Source organism: Methylobacterium nonmethylotrophicum, assembly GCF_004745635.1.
GTDB lineage: Bacteria > Pseudomonadota > Alphaproteobacteria > Rhizobiales > Beijerinckiaceae > Methylobacterium > Methylobacterium nonmethylotrophicum.
Genome location: NZ_SRLB01000081.1, coordinates 1 through 3940 on the forward strand (window position 1 = coordinate 1; position 3940 = coordinate 3940).

The window sequence follows — 3940 nt, forward strand, 5'->3', positions numbered from 1 at the left end:
GGACCCTGGGTAGCAGCGGAGCAGAGAGTCAGTTTCAGCCGTCGTCGTGAAGGGCGGGATCGCGCAGCGGCCGGAGTTCGCCGCGGGCGACGATATCGGGCAGGGTAAAGGCGTAGCGGCCGAGCATGTTGATGTGCGCGAAGCCGAGCGGCGACAGGCGGGCCACGTCCGCGTCGTACACCGCGACGCCCTCGGCGCGGAGCTGAGCGAGGGCCGCGTCCATGTAGATCGTGTTCCAGAGCACGACGACGTTGACCACGAGGCCGAGCGCGCCAAGCTGGTCCTCCTGGCCCTCGCGGTAGCGCTGGCGCAACTCGCCCTGCCTGCCGTGGAAGACGGTGCGCGCCAGCCGATGGCGGCGCTCGTGCCGGTTGAGCTGGCCGAGGATGCGGCGACGGAACCCCTCGTCGCAGGCGTAGTCCAGCAGGTGCAGGGTTTTCACGATCCGGCCGAGCTCCGCCAGCGCCCGGGCCAGCGGCGTCGGGCGATCCTTCACTTGCAGCGTGCGCACCAGGCCCGCGGCTTGCACCACGCCGAGCTTGAGCGAGCCGGCCAGGCGCAGCAGGTCGTCCCAGTGCTGCTCGATGAGGCGCAGATTGATCCGATGCGCGGCGACGGCGTCGAGCGGGCCGTAGTCGGCATGGCGGTCCACCCGCCAGAACCGGGCACCGCCGGCGTCGGCGATCCGGGGGCTGAAGCGATAGCCGAGCAGGTGGAAGATGCCGAACATGCCGTCGGCGTAGGCCCCGGTATCGGTCATGATCTCGGTCGGCTGCAGCGCCGTGTCCTGCTCCAACACGACGGCGAGCAGCACGAGGCTGTCGCGCAGCGTGCCCGGCACCACGACCCCGTTCAGGCCGGTGTACTGGTCGGAGGCCAGATTGTACCAGGTCACGCCCCGGCCCTGACCGAAGTAGCGGGGGTTCGGCCCCGCGTGGACCGTGCGCACAGGCACGACGAACCGCAGGCCGTCGGCCGAGGCCACGTCGCCGCCGCCCCAGGCGCGGGCGAGCGGGACGGCCGCCTGGGTCGCGACCAATCGGGCGTTGGCGTCCGTCAGCGTGTCAGCGCGCAGGTAATTGTGCCGGACCCAGCTCAGCCGCGCGCGGCGCAGCGCCGGGACATCGCCGCGCACCAGCGGCTCGAAGCCGGTGTTGCACGCCTCGGCCAGGAGCACCGCGCTGAGACTCGTGGCCAGCCCCGCCACGCGCGGCCCGGCCTCGCTGGCGTGGGTGAAGACGTCGAGGAAGCCGGTCCGGGTATGGATCTCCAGCAGGATCTCCGGCAGGTCCACCCGCGGCATGCGCGCCGCCACCGCGGCCCGCAACGCCACCAGGCTCGGCGGCTCGTCGAGCTTGTCGAGGGCGGCCAGCACGAGGCCGGGGTCCTCACCGCCGCGAAGCCGCATCGCGGTGCCGGCGGGCAGCATCTCCGCCGCCCCCCGCCAAGCCGCGTCGAGCCGGGCACCGAGCCGGTCCAGTTCCTCCGTCGCCGAGACGGAGAAGCCGAGCGAGCGGCACACGGCGGGACGCGCCGCCTCCCAGGCCGCCCCTTCCAGCAGACCCTTGCGCGGGTCGGCGTAGCGCAAGCTGGGTTCGGCGTGCAGGTCGCGCCGGCGCAGGGCGGCACGCATCCGCAGCAGCAGGCAGAGACGGTAGGCAGTCATGTCCACGTCGCCCTCCGCACGCACCACCTCGTTCCGCCAGCCCTTGGGCACCCAGGCCAAGGGCGGCTTGCCCGCCGGCCGGCTCTCGGCCAGGGCACGCAGGTGTTCGACGGCCTCCAGCATGGCGCGCGCGGCCGGCACCGCACCGAAGTGGACCGACCGCAGCAGGGCGGGCAGGAACTGCAGCCGCCGCGCCCGCTCGCGCAACTCGGCGACGTAAGGGCTCCCCGCGTCGGGGCGGGCGAGTTCCGTCACCCGCGTCATCGCGGCTCGCAGCGCGTCCGGTGTCACCACTTCGAACGCAGCTGCACGCACCGCGGCATCGGGCGTGTTCTCGTCGAGCAGCACGGCGCAGGCCTGCCCCAGACGAAGCGCGGCGGCGTCGAGATCGCGCAGCGTGCGCAGACGCGCCCGCTCCCCGGCCACCTCGGCATCGGCGGACAGACGCGTGACCACGGCGTCGAACAGGTCGAGCACGTCGTCCTGCGCCGTCGCCTCCAAGGTGCGGACGTAGGCCAACAGCGTCGCCGCGCGCCGCTCCTCGGGCATGCGGGCGACGGCCTGAGCGCGTGCGGCACCGGCTTGGCGGGCCAGGGCCGCGACCCGTCCCGGCGGGACCCGGTCGGTCGGGGGCAGGCCGTCGGCCAGGGCGTGCACCTCGTCGAGGCGTTTGACCGCGCGACCCAGCTCGGCCGGGGATTGCAGCACGGGACCGTCGCGCAGCCGGTCGAAGGCGCTCCGACGCCCGTCCTCGCCGGACGGCAGCAGGCTCTCCAGCCTGGCGCGTTGCCCCGCATCCAGGTCGCGCGCCAGGATACGCCACAGGCGTTGGGCGGCCCGGGCGCGGACGCGGGCGATCAGGCGCTCCAACACCGTGGCCCCCGGCAGCAGGACCTTGTGGGCGATCAGCCAGGCCGTGGCGCGATCGAACAGGGCGCCGGGCCGGTCGGAGCCGGTCCAGCACAGGGCGTAGAGCCAGCGCACCAGACGGAAGCCGGCCGTCGGGTCGCTGAGCGCGCGGTAGCCGTAGTGGACCCTGATCTCGGCCGCGTGCTGCCACCGGATACGCCCCTGGCGATACCGGGTCAGGTCTCCGGAACCGGCGATGCCGAGCTGGCGGGCGAGGTCGGCGACGACGCCGGCCGGCACATCCGTGGGGTCGTCCAGGAAGGTGCCCAGGAAACGCACCGTGCCGAGCTGGACGGCAAAGCCCAGGCGCATGTGATCCCAGCGCCGGGTGGCGATCAGGGCCCGGTCGGCATCGTCGAGGTGGAAACAGCGTGCGAGCTGATCGGCCGAGGGTTCGCCGACGTAGCGGCCGTGCCGGCGCTCCTGCTCGGCGGTCAGGAACGAGATCGGCACGGCGGAGCCGGATCAGCGCCGGGCGGTGCCGCTGCCGAGCAGCTTACGAGCTCGCGCCTTCGGCCGCCCCTTGCCGTCCACGTAGGCGTAGAGCGTGCTGGTGGAGATCCCGAGTTGTTCCGCCACATCCGTGGCCGCATGGGTCTGATCGGCCATCGCCGCCATCGCCGTGCGCAGCTTGGCGCGCGTCATCAGCCGCGGCCGACCGCCAGTGCGACCGCGGGCCCGGGCGGCGGCGAGGCCGGCCAGGGTGCGCTCGTGGATCAGGTCACGCTCGAACTCGGCCAGGGTCGCGAAGATGCCGAACACGAGCCGCCCCGTGGCGCTCGTGGTGTCGATGCCGCCGGTCAGCACCTTGAGGCCGATCCCCCTGATCTGCAGCGCACCGACCAGTTCGACCACGTGGGCGAGGGAGCGGCCGATGCGGTCCAGCTTCCACACCACGAGGGCATCACCCGTGCGCAGGGCGTCGAGGGCGCGGGCGAGGCCGGGCCGGTCGATGACGGTGCCGGAGCACGTGTCCTCGTAGATCCGCTCGGACACGATGCCGGCGGCGAGCAGGGCGTCACGCTGGAGGACGAGGTTCTGCTCGGCCGTGGACACCCGTGCATACCCGACCAGCATCCCCACCTCCCACCTGCTGCAGAAACCTAGCAGAGGGGTGTTTACAAGCCATAGAAAAATGCACGGCTTGATGCACGTTGGAAGGTCTCAAACCTCGTATCCAGGCCAACCTGCCGCGGGCTTGCATCAAACGAGGGTTAAATGCACGCCGCCGCGCGGGCGCAGCACGTCCGGTGCGCCCGCGTCGATCCAGGACCGGACGCTCCGGCGCGGCGCGATAGGGGCCCGTCCGCAGACAGCGCCAGATCCGAAACTGACTCTCTGCTCCGCTGCTACCCAAGGTCCGAG

2 protein-coding genes are annotated in these 3940 nt (G+C 72.5%); both read right to left on the reverse strand.

Going from position 1 to position 3940, the window contains the following annotated elements; genetic code table 11:
- Positions 1-34: 34 nt before the first annotated feature.
- Positions 35-3028 (reverse strand): Tn3 family transposase, encoded by a 2994-nt coding sequence (locus EU555_RS35760; protein WP_135420118.1) that lies wholly within the window; start codon positions 3026-3028, stop codon positions 35-37.
- A 12-nt stretch (positions 3029-3040) separates the two neighbouring features.
- Entirely contained in the window at positions 3041-3652 is a 612-nt protein-coding gene (locus tag EU555_RS35765) for a recombinase family protein (protein WP_135420120.1), read from the reverse strand.
- Between the last annotated feature and the right edge of the window lie 288 nt (positions 3653-3940).

Coding starts and splice junctions, on each gene's coding strand:
- EU555_RS35765 (WP_135420120.1), bottom strand. CDS start 3,652: ATGCTGGTCGGGTATGCACGGGTGTCCACGGCCGAGCAGAACCTCGTC.